Annotated in this window: 16 protein-coding genes and 1 tRNA gene; 4 read left to right on the top strand and 13 right to left on the bottom strand. The window is 45.1% G+C overall.

Features of this window, described 5'->3' with window-relative positions; translation table 11 throughout:
• The 11 genes from WS42_RS11055 to WS42_RS11005 all read right to left on the bottom strand — a co-directional run.
• The coding region (locus WS42_RS11055; protein WP_046451096.1) for a hypothetical protein at positions 1-295 on the bottom strand (295 nt) is incomplete at its 3' end.
• 117 nt (positions 296-412) lie between these two features.
• The gene (locus WS42_RS11050) at positions 413-1,306 is read right to left on the bottom strand and encodes a DUF5106 domain-containing protein (RefSeq protein WP_046402527.1); all 894 of its coding nucleotides are present in this window, start codon (positions 1,304-1,306) and stop codon (positions 413-415) included.
• Between the two features lie 76 nt (positions 1,307-1,382).
• The gene (locus WS42_RS11045; RefSeq protein WP_022161321.1) at positions 1,383-4,529 is read right to left on the bottom strand and encodes a FimE-like fimbrial tip protein; all 3,147 of its coding nucleotides are present in this window, start codon (positions 4,527-4,529) and stop codon (positions 1,383-1,385) included.
• A gap of 39 nt (positions 4,530-4,568) precedes the next feature.
• Positions 4,569-6,788: a fimbrial tip adhesin FimD gene (gene fimD, locus WS42_RS11040; RefSeq protein ID WP_046402525.1), complete on the bottom strand. Its 2,220-nt coding sequence runs from the start codon at positions 6,786-6,788 to the stop codon at positions 4,569-4,571.
• Between the two features lie 6 nt (positions 6,789-6,794).
• Positions 6,795-8,336 carry a hypothetical protein gene (locus WS42_RS11035; RefSeq protein WP_046402523.1) on the bottom strand — a complete coding sequence of 514 codons (1,542 nt, stop codon included), beginning with the start codon at positions 8,334-8,336 and terminating at the stop codon, positions 6,795-6,797.
• A gap of 21 nt (positions 8,337-8,357) precedes the next feature.
• A complete protein-coding gene (locus WS42_RS11030) occupies positions 8,358-9,263 on the bottom strand; it encodes a FimB/Mfa2 family fimbrial subunit (protein WP_046402521.1) in 906 nt (301 codons plus the stop codon).
• Between the two features lie 82 nt (positions 9,264-9,345).
• Entirely contained in the window at positions 9,346-10,482 is a 1,137-nt protein-coding gene (locus WS42_RS11025; protein ID WP_046402520.1) for a hypothetical protein, read from the bottom strand.
• A gap of 30 nt (positions 10,483-10,512) precedes the next feature.
• Complete coding sequence (locus WS42_RS11020; RefSeq protein ID WP_046402518.1) at positions 10,513-11,997, bottom strand: DUF3868 domain-containing protein; 1,485 nt, start codon at positions 11,995-11,997, stop codon at positions 10,513-10,515.
• 12 nt (positions 11,998-12,009) lie between these two features.
• Positions 12,010-12,585, bottom strand: a complete 576-nt coding sequence (locus WS42_RS11015) for a DUF3575 domain-containing protein (RefSeq protein WP_022161324.1) — start codon at positions 12,583-12,585, stop codon at positions 12,010-12,012.
• An 844-nt stretch (positions 12,586-13,429) separates the two neighbouring features.
• The gene (locus WS42_RS11010; protein WP_022159858.1) at positions 13,430-13,996 is read right to left on the bottom strand and encodes an RNA polymerase sigma factor; all 567 of its coding nucleotides are present in this window, start codon (positions 13,994-13,996) and stop codon (positions 13,430-13,432) included.
• 143 nt (positions 13,997-14,139) lie between these two features.
• Entirely contained in the window at positions 14,140-14,922 is a 783-nt protein-coding gene (locus WS42_RS11005) for a fibronectin type III-like domain-contianing protein (RefSeq protein WP_140403406.1), read from the bottom strand.
• A gap of 376 nt (positions 14,923-15,298) precedes the next feature.
• On the opposite strand from WS42_RS11005, the gene WS42_RS11000 reads away from it, so the two are divergent.
• Together WS42_RS11000 and WS42_RS10995 are read left to right on the top strand one after the other, a co-directional pair.
• Entirely contained in the window at positions 15,299-17,329 is a 2,031-nt protein-coding gene (locus tag WS42_RS11000) for a TrkA-related ion transporter (protein ID WP_046451095.1), read from the top strand.
• Positions 17,330-17,399: 70 nt separating this feature from the next.
• Positions 17,400-18,449 carry a Kelch repeat-containing protein gene (locus WS42_RS10995; protein WP_022159872.1) on the top strand — a complete coding sequence of 350 codons (1,050 nt, stop codon included), beginning with the start codon at positions 17,400-17,402 and terminating at the stop codon, positions 18,447-18,449.
• Between the two features lie 315 nt (positions 18,450-18,764).
• Here WS42_RS10995 and WS42_RS10990 read toward each other — a convergent pair.
• Positions 18,765-18,837: transfer RNA gene (locus tag WS42_RS10990), tRNA-Thr, on the bottom strand.
• Between the two features lie 141 nt (positions 18,838-18,978).
• On the opposite strand from WS42_RS10990, the gene WS42_RS10985 reads away from it, so the two are divergent.
• Both WS42_RS10985 and WS42_RS10980 read left to right on the top strand, forming a co-directional pair.
• Positions 18,979-19,356 carry a diacylglycerol kinase family protein gene (locus tag WS42_RS10985; RefSeq protein ID WP_022159871.1) on the top strand — a complete coding sequence of 126 codons (378 nt, stop codon included), beginning with the start codon at positions 18,979-18,981 and terminating at the stop codon, positions 19,354-19,356.
• Between the two features lie 12 nt (positions 19,357-19,368).
• Positions 19,369-19,926: a phosphatase PAP2 family protein gene (locus WS42_RS10980; RefSeq protein ID WP_022159870.1), complete on the top strand. Its 558-nt coding sequence runs from the start codon at positions 19,369-19,371 to the stop codon at positions 19,924-19,926.
• Positions 19,927-20,276: 350 nt separating this feature from the next.
• Here WS42_RS10980 and WS42_RS10970 read toward each other — a convergent pair.
• On the bottom strand, positions 20,277-21,059 hold a 783-nt coding region (locus WS42_RS10970; protein ID WP_046451094.1), incomplete at its 5' end, for an ABC transporter permease.

Raw genomic sequence — 21,059 nt, 5'->3', positions numbered from 1 at the left:
CCAACAACGGAATCAGCAACGAGGCCACCCATCTCCAGCGACGGCGGCCGATAGACCGTTTTCCGGCCGTCATGCTCCAAAATCGCCGGTAAGCTTTATCCGTCTCAAAAATATCCGGTTCTTCCAATGCATTCTTTATCCACTCCCGGTCCTCAAATTCCCGGGCATACTTGTCCAACCCTGTCGTTTCTTTCATATGCCTGTATTCCTCGAGCTCCGAATCTTTCATCCGCCCCAACCAATATTCGAATATCAGATCGACAACCCTACCGATATCATATCCACGACGCTTCATGCTTTTTCAGATTTTTGTTATTTTTATATATTAAATCCGAAAAAGAAAAAAAGTATAACAGAAAAATGATTTTTTTTTGAAAAAATAGCTTGTACTCCCCACGCCGCTCTCTTTCGGCTATTGTTCAGCGAGCCATGCCTCGATTTTTTCTGCCGAGGCATCCTTGAGTATTACCCGTTTCCCGCTATCGAGCAGGTAGAGGGTGGGCATTGCCTTGAGATCATATACCTGTTCACGGGTAAGCCGTTTTCCCTCGTCATAACCATCGATCCAACGGGCGGGAAAGATCGCTTTTTCCCAGGCCGGCGTTTTACCCTCCACACACACGGATAGCAGGCATAACCGTCCGGCCTTCATAAATTCATTCATAACCGGTAAGGAGAGAAGCGCCTCCTTCACACGTTGACAGTCCGTGCAATCGGGATCATTGAAATAAAGCACAACATAATCGGCTTTTATACCCGAAAGCCGGTTCATGGCACCGTCGCGGGTCCGGTAGGTAAAATCGGCAGCCACATCACCCGGACGATTTTTCAGGGCCATTTCCAAGAGGTAACGGGGACGTTCTTTATCCCAATCATCCAAGCCGGGATTCCCGAGCAGTGAACGCAGTACCAGGATATGCAGCTCCTCGTTGTACATAGGCGAGTTGGGTTCGTAAAGATACTTGTCCGCCAAGGATATGAAATGGTACAACATCTCTTTTTTCACCATAGCACGCCGGAAAAGCGTGTCGACGGCAACCTGTGCTTTTGCCGTGTAGGGAAGAATACTGATAAAATCGACAAATGCCTGTTCCGTGATTTCAGGCCGGGAAATTAAGGTGGTGTCAGCAAAATTGAAATAATCCCAGTAATGCTCGGCCAGATAAGCAGCCCGTTCTGCGGGATCCGTCAGAAAAACAGGTACCTCGGGTAACCGAAACTCCTCCGTCGTTCGTTGCGCCTGAGCGAAGGACGTAAGCCCGATACAGAAGATACACGCCCAAAGGGTTAGATTCAGAATTTTCATGTCGCTTGGTATTATGATTTATGAAAAACTCCGAACGTGGAAGCGTCCGGAGTTTCCGATTGTATCATTCAAAATATCAGTTACCGGTAGCCGCTTGAAGTTCAATATCCGGCTTTGCGAACAGCTCAGCCAAATTATCGTAGATTTTGTGATAAACGTTTCCGGCAGTATCCTCGTAATGCAACTCGATTTTGTCGGAATACCAGTTGAACTCGTACTCCCTGCGCAGGCGCAATTCATATCGGCCGTCAGCCGTAACGGTAACCGAACCGATACGACTGTTGTTGCCGACACGCTCGAAAGAGACGAACGCACCGACAGGCACATCCTTTACACCGTCAGCGGTTGCATAACGGAGCGTTCCCGTAATCGACCGGTTGGTTACCCGGAAAGTCTTACTATAATACACTACTTGTTTCTCGTTGGAGGAAATCGTGATGTCGCCCGCACTTACAATGCTATTTGTGATAAACGGCAAGGTTTTACGCTCTCCGTTTTGGTTTACTGAAATAGTCGTTGTATTGTCTATGTTTTCGATTGCATTTGTACCATAGTTACGTTCGGCCTCCCTGTCAGCCTCCACTGTATAAATGAAACGTCCCGGAACCGCAGGATCGGCCTTTAGTTTCGTTCCATTCAATTTGTTTGCCGCCAAGCGGTTTTCATCAATCTTCAGCATGGGCGCATCGATATAAATTTCGAACTCATTGCCGAACGGGTCTACCGAGTTTCCGTCCGATCCGCAAAAACTGGTCACGTCAATGGCAATATCCACCTCCTGTTCGGGTTGATAAGTCCATACCAAAGGGGTTACCACTTCAGGAATATCTGCCGCTGAAGCGGACCTATCCGGTTCGTCATCTTTCCCTTTCCAATCCTCACCGGCATATTTTACACGTGCCCCGAAACGGAACGGATTGTAATTGGCCAGCTCAAACGTAACGCTTCGGTATGAATTACCGGCATATATACCCATATCACCGGCATCTGCCGCCAGTACCGCCTCATTACCGGGTTGGTTCGAGGCAATCCTGACCACTTCCGCGCTTTTTGCCCGGTTCGTGTACATATAAATCGAATATTTGCCGGTTTCCGTCGGACTGCCGGGCTTTATCGGTTTGAACATCAACATACGACCGCCTGCCGGATTGTTCTTTCTCCACCACATATCTGCCTCGTCAGTATAGAAATTACAATCAAACGACACAATATCGGCTTCCGACGGATCTTTATAATCCGACAAATACTGTGAATATAGCAAGAACTCATCTTTCTCTCCGGCGTTGAACGGTGTTCCTCTTTGGTCATCTTCCACTTCATCGCCTTGTTTCTGCATGAGTTGCAGATCAAACTGCACCTTAGCATTGACCTTCTGCGGCACCAGGCGGTATAACACATATTCGTCATCTGCATATCCATCCGGATTTTGGGTAGGATCGGCGCTATACGCTTTCAGTCCCGTTACCGTGATGGACTTACGGGTGTCAGAGAACGTAAATTCCCGAGTCATGGTTTCGAAGTGTTCGGCCTCAATATAGAGCGTCCCTTTATATCCGGCAGCCTGTGACAGGATATTCTCGAAATAAACCCGTTGCACACCGGCCTGTTCGACCGTATATAGAAATTTATAGTCCGGTTCCGTTTTGATGTCTCCACTACTGTACCACTCCTTGTCGCCATTACGGACCACGGGCAATGCCATACCTGCCTCGTAACGTATATCCAATTCGTTGGCCGATAGGTACACTTTCATCGGGAACAGCTCGTCAGGGCATGTTTCGGGAATGGTAAACATCACCGTTACGTGCGAACGGTCTTCGGTTGGATTATTCTCGTTTATTTTTCCGTACACCTGCGTGCCTACCCATGAAGGAGTGAACGCCTGTCTCTTCACTGTGATCACTTTAATTTTGCGTTGCAGACGTCCTTTCTTTACAAGCAATGTACCTTCCAGCTTCTCGTTATTTCCCAAAGGAAGCAGAGAGATGACGATACTGCCCTTACCAATCCCGTCTTCAATCTCAAAACTATTGTCTATATTTTGTCTAGCCACGAGGTTATCTATCCACGAGACATCTGCCTTGTCGTCTTTTGTTATCGTCGTTCCGTTTTTACCTTTAACAGTATAAGAAAGTGTGTAGTTTCCGGTTCCGCCCGTAGCGTCTCCATCTATCACATAGCCGGTCTTTTCAACCGTGAGAATGTAATTCTGATCCTCTACCTCGTTCACCTCGTCGGAAATGGAGATCCAGACGTTGTTCGTGGCCGCTGCTGTCAATGCAGCGGCGAAGTTTTCCTGTCCAAAAGAAAGGGCTCCCTTGATATTCAACTTGTAATGATGGTTACGGCGTATGAGAATCTGATCGCCTTTTTCGTCAATCAGCATCACCCGATAATATTTTTCCGTGGATTCACCCGGAACATGTCCGCGAATGATGATACTGACAGGATCATCTGCGCTGTTTTCACTTTCGAAGATATACTGTTTCGTGGCCGTGGTCACATCCGTGATGTCGCTCATCCTGGCATCATTCTGCGGAAGTGTGACAAACGGATCGTCTTCGCCCGGCCACTCGAAATCGAATCCCTTTTCCGGGTGATAGGGAGCTACCGTACCAAAGGCATTCGTGTTATAGGCTACAAAACCCGTCACCTCTATCCACCCGTTGATCGGATTGTCGATGGAAACCTGCGCATGGTTGCGGATCATCTTTATCATATTTCCCTTGTCGGCCATTTGAGCATCGATCTTACTATCGTTATCCGGATCGCAGGTAAAACGTGCCCAATAGATCATACGCCCCGACGAACCCTCCAGCAGAGCCATAACCTCGGCCTCCGATTTGTTACGAAATTTATCCTCCTTGAATTCCGACATATTCTGATTGGCGAGAAAATGTACGGTTCGGGTATTTTCAGGCACTTCGGCCTCGAAATTTCCTGTTAAGCCGGCTCCATTCCCGGTAGGGGTAACTTTGGCCTCGACGGTCGTGGTAAAAAGACCGTAACTGTCGAAACAGAACAGTGTCATGTCCTGTACACCACCTCCGTCGGGATCGACCGAACGGGTTACCACCTCCTGCATAGCCGGAATATCGGCACTGAACCGAAGGGCCACGTAACCTTCATGTGCCGTGGGCATCGAGTCCAGCAGATCATCTTGCCGGCAAGAGACCAGTAGCACAGCCAAAGTTATTGCCGTATGTATTACTCTTTTTATCATAGTCTTATCCTTTATCTGTTCTTCGTACTAATTACCGGTCTATTTGCCATTGTAAACGTCGCGGACACAACGAACACCGGTTCCATTCATATTGTTTTTAGAATTGGATACCCTGCCGCTTGCACTATAATAATATGCAGCATTTAACAGATAATCTATAGCATCTGCATCTGCATTTTCTGTTCCTTGAAAATCCATGATAATCTTCAATTCGGCCTCGGTTGGCAAACGCCAATCGTCATACACCGTTCCATCCTCTGCAACCTCCACATAATTAGCGCAATGCTCCCGTGCAACCCTCAAACTATTGTCGCTGTCATCCAATGTCAAATTTCCAGCCCCCAACATAAAGCCACCTAATGAAGATGCAATCATAAAAGATGGGGAGACCAGTTGAGCATTATCTTTTCCGGGATCTGTAACCATCAGTCCGGGATTACTTTCGTCTTCAATCAATCGAGGACGTCCCACTGTATATTTATTCGATGTTGCTGTTAATCGAATATGGTACAAACGTCCATTGTATTCTCCTGTGCTGCTTGTCTCTCTCTGATTCCCACTATTCCAATAATAGTGCAGAATGGTTGATTTTCCGTTCGTTACACTGGAAACAAACTTAGATCGGAAAAAACCGCTGGATGTATTAATTTCACCCCACCAACCACTTCTTTCTGATGCTTCGTAATCATATTGTCCGTTCCAGCTGGATATATTTCTCGTGGCAAGGCTGATTCCGTATATACGGTCTCCCATATACTCATACGTGGTAGGCCGGGCGTTATTTGTTTTAAAATCGTCACGATAAGAATACCAACTCTGTATGTTTATGATGTACTCCAACGGGTACTGGATAATTTCGACCTCACGTTCTACCTGATCATCATTAAAGACTTTCACTTTGATATAGCGGATCGTGTTGTTGGTTGGTACCGGGCTATGAATGCCGATATTTCCTGTTACATCAGGCTCGGGGGTTATGGTGATTTGCCTGAGAGTCTGAGCATCTACAGAACGTTGCACTCCGAACTTGTCGTAATAATAAGCGCTTACAACTTCAGCATGTACTTCCGATGACGATGCAAATCGCAGTGTAGTATTGTCATCCGCCATATTATGCATCTCTATCTCGTTTTCATTCAGCGTCAGGTAGACCGGACGATCATCCTCACCGCCAATCAGAATCATCTGTTCGTTCCAGTCCTGCACAGAATAAGTCATATCAGTCAATTCAACCGGTTTTGACGGGTCGTTGGCTCCGGGCGCATTCACACTGACTACCACCTCGTAGCAGGTATTACGTTCCAGTGCTTTCTTTTCGCTGACAGGGATCTGGTACCAGTTGCTCTCACGAAGCTGTGCATCGTCTCCATCCCCCTCATACTTCATGGGAATATTCACAACCAGGCGTACTTCCTTTTCAAGCGCACTTTCGTTTATCCACGTATGAGCATAGGTATAGGCGGTCACGGTAATTAAATCCGCAGTCCAGTTGAAATAGCTGCCGGAGGACTTATCGGTATCTGTCAGATCAGCCGTACCGTTTACATCCGCTATTACCGATGTTGTATAAGGCATGTTGCGCAAATAATATCCTGCATTATGGGCTTCCTTACTGTCATCGAACGTTACTCTGTCACCCTTCTGTATCCTGACGACAATCTTGGCTGCCGCACGGCGTAAGGTAACCTGCAGTTCCGTATTGTCCGTAGCCGTTCCGTAGTTTAGAGTTACCGTTTCGGGGGCATTGGGTTCATCGGTTCCAGCATAAGCCACACCGTCCATCAGAAAAGTCCGCGGGGCACCGCTCACCTGCGATAATCCTGTCATGTGGATATTCCGGTCGCTCTGCGTCATGGCCTTGAGTTTATTCAGATCGAAATCTTTGGCATCGAATATTTCCGCCAGAGCTGTGCTGTTGGCAATCAGGTATACCCAATACTTTGTGTCTTTATTGAAACTGCTCCTCTTAGCTGTTAAGGTGATCTTACCGTTACCGGTTTCACTGCCCTCCACCCGCTCGTGCCATTTCCAATCTCCGTTCTCTTCGAAAATCACAACGTCGATATGGTTGACGGCCATTTCCACTCCGGGTTCATTGCCGGCACGGCTCACAGGCAACGTCTCCGACGATAGATTAAGAATGATGCTATTACCGTTCTTTTCCATGCTTCTGCCCGAAATATCGTCGTCTTTTTCACAGGCGGTAAGAAACAGTACCGCCATGCCACAAACAATAATATGATATACTAGCTGTTTCATCGCTCGTTAGTTATTTATGGGTACTTCGATCTGTTTTATCACAATTGCCTCAGGAATGTTACTCCCCTGCCATTTCAAGGAAGCGCTCTGCCCGTTAATTAATAACAATGAACTACCTGTCTGATCCCACGCCGGCGTGTAAGAGATAGCGAGACTTACCGTTTTGTCCACATTTGTGGACTTCAATGCCTTGATCTTGATTTGGTAGGGGTCAGAGGAAGCCACATAATTTCCCGGATCGACAAGCACTCCTTTTTGATAAACCGTTATCTCAAAATCTCCAGCTGTGGCATCAAGCAATGTGGGAACCCATATCTGTTTATCAGGCCCGAATATCGAGAATGTGAAAGAGTAACTGCCCTCCTCAGAAGTAGCATCGTTATTGTACCAAATAGTCGGTTGGCTGTATTGTCCATCTTCCGGTACCGAGCTTCCGTCAGCAGGTGTTATCGGATTGTCGTAACTCGGATAATCAAAAGTGATATTGTAATTCTCCTTATTCCAGTCGGCCACCTTATATTCGACGGTTATCTTACCATCGTTGTGCATCAGGCAACAGACCGTATAATATTTATTCCTTTCGATAGGAGGCATATATACGAAACCGCTTCGGGCGTTTCCATCGAATTCATAGTCTACCCGAAGAACATTACCGTCGTTATCCCCCTTAACGTCCCATGAGGTACTACCCCAAGGGTTTTCGAAAAGATAGAAAGATCCGTTCAGAACAGGTGTATAGTTCGCCGGGTTTTCCTTATCGGTTTGCGAGGCATTCTCAGCTAAAGTTTTCGTTACCTCTTCTTCGACAACTTCGAGGCTGATATCACCTGTAATACCTGTTATCGCTTTCAGTGTTTCATCAGTTTGCGGCATCAGGTAATTGCGTGTCCTTGTTCCGGATGCCAGTACGGTCAATCCGGTAACACGCAGACTGCTATTCTCTCCGACAGGCTTGGCTGCGAATACGCCGAGCTTACCTATCGGGCGTTTCAGTTCAAACGTAAGGTCCTGCCGAAGCAACGTGTGCCCTGCATGTCCGGGATCGGCCGGGGTCTTATCCGACAACTGCGTCAAGTCGATTGTTTCCGTCTGTTTGCAAAACATCGGCAAACCTTTCGACGTATTCAGCTTCGTGAATGTAAAATGGTTCAACTGGGTTTCCGTTGTGTTTTCCGTCAATAAGACAGAAGAACCCGGTGTTTCCATGGCCGCTTCGTTGGCCACGACATAGAAGTCCACCTTCTGTGTCATGGTGGAATACATGGTCAGGTGCATCAGGAACGAGGGATTGTTCACGTCCAGTCCGTCTTTCGTGTAGAAGTGTCCGGCCGGTTGTCCATCAACAAAAGCGTATACGCGCAACGAGTGCAGAACAGTCTCGTTGTTTGTGGGAATACCGTCGGTCTCCTCTACGGCCCGGGTGCCTATGTTCAGTTGCACCAACGCATCACCCTTTTCAGAGGGGACTGTATATTTTTCTTTGATACAGCCGGAGAGCAGAGAAGCACAACAGCCGAATAAGAACACCGCATAAAGTATCTTTCTCATGTTTCACATATTTTAAGGGTCTTAAAATTCAGGTTTCACTTGCTCAACATACCATTCGGGAACGGTGACCTTTATCGCGCCCGCCTTGAAGTCGATCCGGATCGGAATCAGCACCTCTTGTTTAGAACAATCGATCATAGGGTTAGCAGCCAAAAAATCAGCCAGGTTGATCTCCGCCAGCAACTCTTCCCCGGAAGCCTGACGCAGACAGACGTTCACGTCCCTGTGATTCATGTGCCGCATTATGTTGGCACGAGCCGTCAGCAATTTTTTGTCGGACTCATATGTAGTTTCAAGCAAATAATCCGTAGCCTCTCCGCATGCCCGGTTCTCGAAATCGGTACAAGGCGAGACACCACATATCTCAAGTACAGGCAATGAACCTGCACGTTTTCCCACAGCGGGAATCCCAACCACTTCTACGAACAAATCGTAGTGGGAGCTGGCAAATTCTATCGTTTTGGTCTGATCATCCTCTTCCCTGCCGGTAAAAGGCAGCACGGTATAGGACGTTGAAGCGTGATAAAGAGAGTCGTTGCCGGAAACCTGTTTATCGGCAAAATAATCCCCGTCAGCAAATACTATTTTGTTAAAGTCACAAGTGGTGAGGCCCTCCACTCTCGTGTGATGGGTGTTTCCCACGCAGACGATCCTGTAATCCCCGGCTTTGAGCGGGGGAAGCAAAGCCGTACGGCTTGCTAACTCATCGTCGGATAAAGTATGCGAATTGACGCATTTATTCTCTGCATCGAAAACATACATTTCCACCCGGCAGATCTTGTCGGGGAATATTTCCGTCGTACCATCTCCCTTATAGCTGAGTGTCAACCTGTTGATGCTAAAACAGTCATCTATATCCTCATCGATACAAGAAGTTAACGCACCTCCTAACAACGCCAGACAGAAAACAATACTCGTCAATTTCATAAATCTTATTTTTATTTCATCAAGGAGAAAAAAGAGGGGGGAAGACGGGATACACCCGCCATTCCGCACCCTTTAATAATTATTAGAATTCAGGAGAAACAGGAACGACAGTCCAGTCTGCCACATCCACATTTAACTCCACGCAACGCTCAGGTTCGTCGAAATCACCATCCGTGAACGAGTAGAGCACCCGGTAGATCTTTCCTGATGTAAAGGCAGAAGCATTGGTAAACTGTCCGCGTAAATAGAGAGGCACCTCTGAATTACTGTTCACACCGCGCAGGGCGAGCAACAACTCAGGATTCTTAGCAGCATCCGTCACGTGTGCTAAACCGTAAGTGATGATTCCGGCGGCATCTTCTCCATCTTCAGCAGGATCGGTAATATCCGTACCATCTACGAATTTTTTCCCGCCGACAGCCAATTCTAAATTCAATTCATCGGCCCACGGTGCGGAACGATCTTCGATCCAACCCCATACTTCCGTATGATCGATAGTTTCAAATACTTTAGTATCCTCCACAGGAAGTTTAGACACGAAATTAGACTGTGTATAGTAATTGTTCAATGCTATTTTCTGTAACTTGACAGAGGTATACTTGGGAACATCTCCCTCTTGGGTATACTGGAATCCATAGATTTCGAAACGCGATACACGTGGCTCCAGGGTTACGTTCGCCGTGTAAACATTGTCATGAATTTCGCTCCCGTCAAGTTTTTTTTCTTCAAGCTCATCTTCACCATAAAGAGGATAGGTCGGGTGACCGCTTCCATTGTCATTCGGTATATTATCAACACGGGCTGCAATTGTAGAGTACTCCACGTCACCAATATTACCCACGACAACGACTTTCGAGGTGGCAGCGGGCAGGAAATGATAGGTAATATCTTTTCCGTTCTCACCTATTTCAGCCCACTCAGAATCTGTTTTACTGAAATAGACCTGTTGATCCTGATTCTCATACTGAGGAACGGTTTGCAGGTTGCCGGCAGCATCCACAAAGAACACCTTGAAATTTTCCAACGCAACCTGGGAACCACCTTTCATTGCATCACCCGTAGCACGTGACTTCACAGTCTTTTGGATATTAGGCAGTTTGATCGTCACACTTTTGGGCATAGTATCCGTTTTCACACCATCTTCATGCTCGTCCTTACTGCAAGAAACAAGTCCCATTGTAGCCACTAAGGCCATCAATACTAAATTTTTCACTTTCATAAATACAAAAATTAATGGTTTTATTGAAAATTATAATTGTTCTATTACTCCTTGCACTTGTGTCAGGTTATGCCGGGCCTCTTCCACCCCTGCTTCGGCGGCACGACGGAAAGCGTCTTCCGCTTTATAAGGCTCTCCGGCCCCGGCATAGGCAACACCCAGGGTGTTGAGAAGCGTGGAATCGCTGAAGGTAACCTTCGAATATTCTAACAATTGCACAGCCTTGTCATACTCCTTCTTTGCCATAGCCTCCAATGCCAGGTCGTTCAAGACGGCCGGTGCATCGGGGAAGTAACGGGCAGCCACCTGCATAACTTTCCCGTATCCGGGTGATCCCTTCTCATAAGAAGCGGCCACTTTATACATCTCCGTCAAGCTCAGCAAATCGGGACGTTCGTCCACCATGCGCCGGGCCTCGTCGAGATTGAAGTTGCGAACATTGTATTCTATTTTATATTCATTACGCCGTAAAAGAGGATATATCTCGTTGAGCAGGCGATGATAGATGTCGGCAGGTACTAATTCCTGCAACTGTTTTTCACAGACATCACGGTCTCCTGTACATTCATCGATAATGCGCACGACCTCTCCACGTTTCAGAAGCCCTGGAAACTTGTCCAGCACGAGACGGAAACCTTCCCAATCCTCACCTTTCCAATCGACGTGTATCATGGCAGGGTCGAACTTGTCATGGCGGCAAATATAGTCGGCCAACGCTTTGGCACGATTCTCCGACAGTTTGAGGTTGTGAGCCACAGTACCCTCCGGAGAAGCGTAACCGGTAATAAAAATACCCGTGATGGAAACATCCTCGTTATCCTCGACTAGCTGAATCGAATGGGACACGGTATCCAATTCAGAACGATTATCCTTATATCCGGGAAGGATCCTGTAACTATCCTGACGAAACTGGAGACGCGCCGTACGGGTTTCAGCCCGGACTTTCACCGGTTCCGGTTCGGGCACAATCGTACAAATTCTGTAATCAGGGATGAAAGCGGGAAGAATATTCCCGGGCAGGACCTGTTCCGCTTTACCTTCCGAACAGTTTACACACCCATACACCTGCTCACGCAGTTCGATCCGCCCATCGAGCATCCAGTGTTCGTAAGGGACTGTCGCCAGATACTCGTACCCCTGATCTTTACCGTTACGGCGACGGATGACAACCTGTGCATTCTCGTCGTGATAAGGGGGAATATCTACACTTTCCAGACGCTGAGCCCGAAGATACATTTTGTTGCGGGCTTTACCGTCTATGACGATCGGTGGGAAAGCCGCTTCACGGTTTCCATCCTTGGATAGCAATATGGGAGTCAAGGCTATCGTATGCTGTGTCTTGATTTTAAGTTCACTCAAATCAACCAGCATGGTCAGTTGTACTTCTCTGCCTTTCTTGACAACTCCCCGGTTCTGTATCCCGATTTCGGCAAGGTAACTGATCTCGTTTTCAGCATGTATCACCTCCGGACAACATGCCAGTAACGCTAAGAATATGATATATAAATGTTTCATCTTTTTCCGGTATTACTTAATAATGTAGATAAGAGATATTCCCGCTTTCGTCGGGCCGAAATAATGCTTCTTCTGGTTACCCTTGAAACGACCGCAAGTCTTGCACTCGTACTTGTCGTACTTCGTGTAAATGTATCCGGCACCGATATTCGCTTCCAGATTCCAGCGTTTACCTAAAATCCACGTATAACCATAAGAAATACCGATCCCGGTGGCCCACCCCTCATAACGATGCTCTTGGGTAGACTTATTTTGGAAGGGAATCCGCACACCGCTGATATTGTATTCTGCAAACCCGGTATGAATACCGAAAAAATGTCCGTTGAAACGTTCGCACAACCAGTACCGGAATTCCGGCATCACCATCCAATGCTTGACCTTCTTATTATCGTCTTTATTAAGGGTCCACGGATTATACCCCCCCACCAGATCGAGGGTTGTACGCTTGCCCAGCCCGAATTCAAACCCGATGTTGGGTGTTGAAGTGGCCCAATAAAGAAGATTGGTTTTAACCGCAATATCCTGCGCGCAGACAAGGTTTCCACACCACCACACGACAAGAAAAATTCCGAGGATTAATCTTTTCATATTTTCATTTTATCGTTATACCATTCGTTACCGGCCAAGCCGGTATGTATATTCACTCCACTTTATTTTCTTTAATATCGGTAAAACACAAAATGTAATGTTGCCCCTGGCTGTATGTGTGTGTATGTATGTGTATGTATTTCTCTGTTTAAATACAGAAGAATAGAAAAGGTAATTCAGGGGCAAACATTACATATTTTATCTGATATTTATACAATAGGACCAATAAAAAGGAACATTTTTATTGGTTGAAATTCGAAAAAAAGGAGGTCTTTATGATGAAGAGTTGACTTACTGAATATCAAATAATTGAACTAAAAATAAAAAAAGCCGATCTTATAAATAAGATGGCTTTATGTATCAAAAAAATAAGGTTCGTTTTCTATAGATAAAACTATAACTTTCTTTTCATTAATATTATAATTACATTGCAAATATAAATACTTTTTGAAATATGCAAAAATATAAATACAATTAATTTCATAATAGGTTCGTAAATCTGTTATAAATTACTATGTTTTAATATATTATTTCATATAAAAAATATATGTTGTAATTGTAATTTTATCAGAAATTGATTTTAGTCTTTTTCATTATTTCGGTTGTAAAAACTTTTGAATTTGTATCTCATAACGGTTGAAAAATACGTTGACCACTGACCGGCAGAAGTGACCGGGTCCCCACACACGAATACCGGAGACGGACAAGTACTAAAAAATTCTACTCTTCCCGGCGCTAATCAGCCGATAGACCACATAAACCGATAGGATTTATCCCCCCCGAAGCAGAACCCTCCGGTAATAAAATCTCTACCCTTCGTTCCTTTGGATTTTTCCTGTATTTTTTATCGGAAAAAGAAAATAAACAACAAAGAAGTATATTGTCCCAATTGCTCCCGAAGAAATTTATAAGCTCTGTATTTTTGTTGTTTGACCGTATGTATCGTTATATTCAGGTCACAGGCAATCTCTTCTCCACTCTTACCTTCAAGGCTCATCAGCATAATTTTTTTTCTTTCTTCGGGCAAGCGGTCAATCAATTCCCTCAATTTCCGGAATAACTCTTCCCGCACCACACTATAAAAATTTTCTTCCGACATTTCCCCTTCTTCTTCAAACCAGTGTTTTAGCCTTTCTTCTTCCACATTACGGTCACGCAAATATTTTAAAGCATTATTCCACACTGCACGGTATAAATAAACCGTCAAAGCTTTCCCATTCTCAAAGCGAACCGAACTATTCCACAAATTCACCAGGGTATTCTGAACAATATCGGGAACAACTTGTTCATCTGCCAAAATCCGGGAACTATAATGACAAAGGGGAGCATAAAACGACTTGAAAAGTACTTTCCAGGCCTTTTCATCTTTTTGGTTTATTCCTTGAATCAATTCTTTCGTTTCTGGCAACATGATCCCAAGCTTTCGACAGCCGAAAATAGAAAATATATTTAAGAACAAAAAATAAGAAAGAAAAAACGCTGACCGGCAAAATTTCAATTCCGCCAATCAGCATACTGTTAATCGTAAAAAGTCAAAAGTCGGCCCCCCATCGGTCATCGATAGGAGAACAAGCCTTCATTGCTTTCATCTTCGGCATTCGCGGCTATCCAGACTTTAAAATCACCGGGTTCCGGTCCGTATTCCATTTTTAAATTATACATAGAAATTGTTTCGGGGGTAATCAGAAACTCAACGTTCCGGGTCTCCCCGGCCTTTAATGCCAACTTCTGATAAGTAGAATAGACATAAAATTCATACCTAAAAATCCATTCCCGCCGATTCAGTAAATCGATACCGAAACTGATACGGAAACTCAAATCTTCGATTACCTCCCAAGTGAGATATGCATTTCCCGCCACCCGGTCATCCCGGGTATTATTATTCAGGTAAGCGATCGTAGCCAACGGATTCCCGGTAGAAGAATTTTGAGAATCCGAGAAATCTCCTTCTTCATTGTAAGGTTTGACGGTAGGGCTCAAACGGTAAGCCTGTCCGACAACCGCCGGGTCGTCATTACTTTTCAAACTGAAAGCGGCCGACAGATTATGTCCGATCGTTACTTTTTCCCAGGGGCGGTATTCGTTATTCGCCCGCAACGTGAGCCGATGATATTCATTCCGTTTGATCACTCCTTTTTGCTGGAAGAAACCGACACTCAAATTATAACTTACATTTTCAGCACCTCCATTCAAACCGATCTGATAATCCCTGACAGAAGCAACCCTGAAAATCTCGTCAAACCAATCAATGCCTTTTTCTAGTAATTCGAGATGTGGATACGCAGGTTCTTCTCCCATAGCACCTTTGGCCAGAACCATGACTTCCGATAATGGCACCGATAGTTTCTTCCTTAACAACCACCGCAGCTCCGATAACGGATTCCCGGTCTTTTTCTGTCACTTATCCCGTCACCGAAATTCTGTCCTGTCCGAAGAGTACTTCCGATAATAACAAAAGTGTACCGATCAAAAACAAGCCTCTTCCCTTCATACGTCTTAAATTTATCAGTAGTAATATAAACGAGTTACTCTCCCCCTTATTTCATCCGATTGCGATTTTCTTCAGCCTGTCGTTTGTTAGGGTTACAACTTTCCTTATATTTGTATAATATAGGATACGGCTCGGCCATGCCATATTTGAAAACAAAGTTTTCATTTGTCATTGCTCTCATCTTTCACTATATTTGCATATTTACATCCAATTTACGGTTTTATGCGTTTATGGAAATGGTTAAAATTGGGGTTTGACCAGACTTTTTCGGGAGCCTGGTGGAAACAATTGCTCTGGCTTACCAGTGTGATCGTATTTTTCTTCGTAGGGATGTATATCCTGCGTCCCCAGGTCGGTATCTCCCCCCAGACGGAAAGTGTCTTCACCTCTCCGGCAGAACAAGAAACCCAAAAACTGAATTTTTGGGATCTGGTAGAACTTTTTATCGATCCGGGAGGATTCGCCAATCAAAAAGAGGTCAACCGTCCTTATGCCTTATTGGTCGTACTGGCAGGCATGTTGTTACTTACGGGTATTTTAATTTCGGTATTTTCGAATATGCTGGAACGCCGGGTGGAACGTTTCCGCAAAGGCGACAGCCATTATGCTTTTTCCAATCACATCATTATATTGGGTATCGACGATATGGTGCCTTATCTGATCCAGCAACTCCGACGAAATGCCGAGTATAAAAAATGCGATATCGTCGTATTGACCGTCGAAGATACCGAACAGGTGCGACTGAAATTCCATGCCGAACTGAACCGGAAAGAAGAAAGGAGACTGGTCATCCTGCACGGACGGCGGGACTCGAAAGAAGAATTAAAAAAAGCCAGGGTTCATAAAGCGGAAAAATTGTTTATCTTAGGAGAAGCGAATGAATACGACCGGGATTCTTTAAATATCGACTGTGTTAAACGTGTGGCAGAAATCTGCGAACAAACCAAACGTAAAAAACCACTCTGTTGTCATGTTTTATTCGAATATCAGGGTACTTTTTCGGTATTCCAGGTTTCGGATATCAGTCAGCAAATCAAACAATACATCGAATTTACTCCTTTCAATTTCTATGAGATCTGGGCTAGACGGGTTTTGGTAAAATGCAGTGCGGAAAGTAACGGCACGATTCATTATTTCCCTCTGGACCGGGGAGGAATTAGCGAAAACTCGGAAAATTACGTTCATCTGGTCATTATCGGTATGACCCGTATGGGTATAGCCCTGGCAATCGAAGCGGCCCATATCTCCCATTTCCCGAACTTCAAAACTCACCGGAAAAAAACGCGGATCACCTTTATCGACCGGGAAGCCAGACGGGAAATGGATTTCTTCATGGGACGTTACCGTCATTTGTTCGACTTATCGGAAGCCCGGTTTATGGATTGTGAACAAGACAAGACATTTCATCCCTGCCCCAGAACTTCGACAGCCGATTTTATCGATTTGGAATGGGATTTTATCCAGGGAAGGGCCGAATCCGAACCTGTCCAAACCTTATTAGGGCAGTGGAGCGGTGAAAAAGATAAACTATTGACCATTGCCATCTGTTTTAATTTTCCGCATACCAGTCTTGCCCTCGGTCTTTATCTCCCGGATGCCGTCTATGCCCACCAGGTTCCGGTATTGATCCGCCAGGAAACCTCGGACACGATTCTACAAATCGTCAATTCTTCTATAAAATATCAGGCTTTACGGCCATTTGGAATGGTCAACCGCTGTTACGACCTGACGATGGAGGATTTATATCTGCCGAAATGTATCAATTATGTCTACGACTATTTTTACCAGCATACTGTCAATCCCCCGGATTTCCCTTCCGAAAAAGAATTGACAGAAAAATGGAATAAGCTACGGGTAGTGAAACAATGGTCGAATATTTACAATGCCAGTTCTATAGCCACTAAGCTCCGCTCGATCGGAATCGCCTTACCTATGAAAGATAGAATGCGAGAACTCACTCCACATGAAATCGCTATCCTGGCAGAAGTAGAACACAACCGCTGGAATGTCGAGGAATTGTTAATGGGTTACCGGACTGTGACTCCCGAAGAAGAAAAAGAAATTGAAAAAAATATCGAATTGAAAAACGTATACAAGGAAAAACGTACTGCCCACTATGACATCCGGCCTTATGAAGATTTACGGTCGGATGAAAGCGGTCGTTGTGCCAATGTCTACGACATCAGCATCACTTCGGCAATTCCTTTAATCCTCAATCATATACATACGCAAACCGATCAAGTGGAGGACTGATCATTTATTTTAGATTTTGTTTGTAAATTATCTGTTTATTAATTATACTTGTAAAGAAAAAAACAAAATCATGAAATACTTTTCGTTCCTTGTTTATCTAGTAGCCTTTATCGCTTGTCATGACGATCACCATACAGAACCGGAATTACCACAAGGCCAGTGGACCGAATCGCATCCATTCAAGGGAATTCCACGTACAGGAGGGGTCAGTTTTACTATCGGAGACGTCGCTTATGTCGGCCTGGGGCGTACTTTACCTACAGCTACCGAGGCATTAAAAGATTTTTGGATGTACAAAGATACGACCTGGACCCGTATTGCCGACTTTCCGGGGACAGAACGTTACGGAGCAGTTGCTTTTGTGCTCGGCAATATCGCCTATGTAGGTACAGGTTATACTCCATCCACCAAAAATCGAGCAGATGAATTTCATCATGATTTCTATGCCTATGACCCATCGACCGGTAAATGGAGCGACACTCCGGTAACTTATTTACCTCCCGATGCCCAGGGCGAAAGTAATGCCCGTAAAGACGCCATTGCTTTTTCGTTAAACAATAAAGCTTACGTAGGTACAGGCATTTCACCTAAAAACCATGCTTTGAAGGATTTATATTGTTTCGACGGTTCGACCTGGACAGAACTTTACTTTCCCGGTGAAGCCCGATACGGAGCTTCGGTTTTTGTCATAGACGATAAAGCGGTAATCTGCCTGGGTATAAGCGGGGCGAATAAAACGTCCTATTTAGCCGATGTAAATATTTTCGACGGCATAACCCAGGAATGGTATGCTCCCCGCCCCCTGGTAAATCTGAAATCCCATCAGGACGACGAAGAATACGACCAGATTCCGCGGGCTTATGCCATAGCTTTCACTTCGGACAAAATGGACGGACAAACCAAAGGATATATCACGACAGGGATGAGCCCGTATCTTCATACCTGTTGGGAATACGATATTCAAAAAGATCATTGGAGGAAAGTCAGCGATCTCCCTACTCCTATGATAAAGCGGATGTATGCTGTCGGCTTTTCCTTAAACGGTAAGGGATATATCACTACCGGAGGATTGAATTCAAACACTCCTATCCCCGCCGATATGTGGAGTTTTACCCCATAAACCGAAAACCTGGAAAGTTTCCGGTTCCTGATACCGGTCATCGATGAGCTCATTTAAATGGATTCACCGACGCCTGACTCTGCCGGAGTGTATATTTTGCTTTCATAGCGTGTACACTTTATGACCATATCAGCAATAAAAATTTTAAAACAACAAAAATCCCGAATTGATCCAAGTTTTTGTTTCAAATTTTTCGTGTAACAATCGTGTTACATCTACGGAAATAACGGCAAAAGTTTGATTTTTGTACAAAAAAAGAGCCAAAATCGATTGATTATTGGCCCCTTTTTCTTGTAAGTCACTGATTTTCAGCTGAGCCAATTGCGAGACTTGAACTCGCGACCTACGCATTACGAATGCGTTGCTCTACCAGCTGAGCTAAATTGGCGTTTACGGGTGCAAAAGTAACAATTTTTTGAGATATCAAAACGATTCAGGAGAAAAAATCTACCTCACCGGATATAAAGTTTATCGGATTTTGGCCATGTTTGCAAAAAAAACTACGTTTGTAGCCGTTCAAAGACTAATTATGGCATCCGAAAAAAAATTTTCTTTCAAAGCCCGCTTGCACAGTTTCAAATATGCTTTTCGTGGTGTGTTTCTTTTATTTCGTTACGAACACAATGCGTGGATACATTTGATTGCAATTGTTTGTGCTGTCACGGCAGGCATCATTTTATCCCTGACTTCTTTGGAATGGGTAGCAATCCTTTTTGCTATCGGTAGTGTGCTTGCCGCCGAAGCCATAAACACGGCGATTGAAAAACTAGCCGATTTCGTTTCCCCGGCGCATCAGGTCCTTATCGGTAAAGCAAAAGACCTCGCAGCAGCAGCAGTACTGATCCTGTCCATTTGTGCATTTATCATCGGAGGTATTATCTTTATTCCTAAAATAATCCATTTCTAAGTTTTATTCCTCATGCAAACAAAATTTATTCTGCCTTGCCTGTTAAGTACTCTTTTTTTCTTAAACTCTCTTTCGTCCTCGGCTCAGAATCGTAAAACCATCGAAACGACGACCGATATTCTCATGTTCATCACACCGGTAGCAGGATTTGCCGGTTCACTGGCTATCGGAGATTATCAGGGTACCAAACAAATTATCTTTTCGGGAGCGACGAATCTGGCCATGACCTATGCCCTGAAATATGTGATCAGGAAAGAACGGCCGGACCATAGCGATCATCATGCTTTTCCTTCTTCCCATACCTCCGTTTCTTTTCAGGGAGCTTCCTTTATACAAAGACGCTACGGATGGAAATTCGGCTTACCGGCTTATTTACTCTCCGCCTATGTCGGTTGGGGACGGACGTATGCCAAAAAACACGATTGGTGGGATGTCATCGGAGGAGCAGCCATCGGAACAGCCAGCAGCTATATCTTCACCCGTCCGTTTGCCCGAAAACATCATTTCACTTTCTCGCCGGCAATTTTAGATGGACAACACCCCGGTTTTTATATCTCCATCCAGCTTTAAACCGGTTTCTTAGTTTCTTTATTTAGAACCATTAAGAATCTTTCCATTCCTCATTTTCACCTCAGAGGCCCTCCTGTAAAAACGAAACGAGCCGGCTGGGAACCAACTACCCACACTGTGGTTTCCAGCAAGTCTGCATAAACGGTCTGGAGGGCCCCATACCCAGCAAGCAGTGGGTCTCTCTATTCTGTAATGTTCTGCACAAACCCAAAGAACACTTCTCTCATTCGTAAAAATAGTGTTTTTCTTCCTCTTTGTCAAAACCATTTCTCTGAAAATAAAGAAAATCAAACTTCTTAGCATATTACGCTCTTATTTTTCATCTCAATCGGGAGATACGAAAACACACCCTACGACTGTTTCTTGTAGGTAATCATGGCTGCCAGACACACGAATACTGCAAAAACGGCCAGCATAGAAAAATCCTGCCACAACTCGCTGAACATGCTGCCTTTCAGGTAAACCGACCTCATGATTTCGATGAAATAACGCGGCGGGATAACGTATGTGATGTATTGCGCCCACTGCGGCATGGAGTCTATCGGAGTCATCAGCCCGCTCATCAGCTGGAAAATGATGATGAAAAAGAACATCACATACATACTCTGTTGCATGGTGGAAGAACAGTTGGCAATGGAAACACCGAGCCCAGACATAACGAAGCTGAAAAGCAACGTCACCACATAGATGATCCAAATGGAACCAACCGGGACAAGCCCATAGGCCACCCACGCAATAACCATAGCGAGCGTGAGAACCAACAGCCCGATAATCCAATAAGGTATCAGCTTGGAGAGCGTGAACGTCAGGCGGCTGACCGGCGACACATTGATTTGCTCTATGGTTCCCGCCTCCTTTTCGCTCACCAGATTGAGGGCGGGCAGAAAACCGCAGATCATGATGATCAAGATAATCATCAAGGCCGGAATCATGTAAACCGGATAATCAAGCGTAGGATTGTAGCGGTTTTGGACGAACACCTTTTCTTCAGGCAAAGCAATTCCTTGTTCAACATCCAGTGTTTTCAACGTTTTCATTACGGCCTGTAAAAGATACTGTGCTCCAAGCTGGCTTTTCGTGGCATTGACCCCGTTGGCAGCCAGGCTTATGGCCGGAGGATTCCCGCAGACAAG

This window comes from Odoribacter sp. N54.MGS-14, from assembly GCF_000980295.1.
Lineage (GTDB): Bacteria > Bacteroidota > Bacteroidia > Bacteroidales > Marinifilaceae > Odoribacter > Odoribacter splanchnicus.
This window is presented reverse-complemented; position numbering and strand designations above follow the sequence as displayed.